Source organism: Acinetobacter johnsonii (assembly GCF_048551975.1).
Classification (GTDB): domain Bacteria; phylum Pseudomonadota; class Gammaproteobacteria; order Pseudomonadales; family Moraxellaceae; genus Acinetobacter; species Acinetobacter johnsonii_A.
Genome location: NZ_JBIMCF010000306.1, coordinates 1 through 255 on the forward strand (window position 1 = coordinate 1; position 255 = coordinate 255).

General features: G+C 51.8%; 1 rRNA gene. It reads right to left on the reverse strand.

What is annotated here, in order from left to right:
* Window positions 1-255, reverse strand: a 16S ribosomal RNA gene (locus ACG9ZB_RS17585); the annotation flags it as partial.

The following is a 255-nucleotide window of genomic DNA, read 5'->3' on the forward strand; positions in this document are numbered from 1 at the left end:
TTACGACTTCACCCCAGTCATCGGCCACACCGTGGTAAGCGTCCTCCTTGCGGTTAGACTAACTACTTCTTGTGCAACAAATTCCCATGGTGTGACGGGCGGTGTTTACAAGGCCCGGGAACGTATTCACCGCGGCATTCTGATCCGCGATTACTAGCGATTCAGACTTCATGGAGTCGAGTTGCAGACCCCAATCCGGACTACGATCGGCTTTTTGAGATTAGCATCCTATCGCTAGGTAGCAACCCTTTGTAC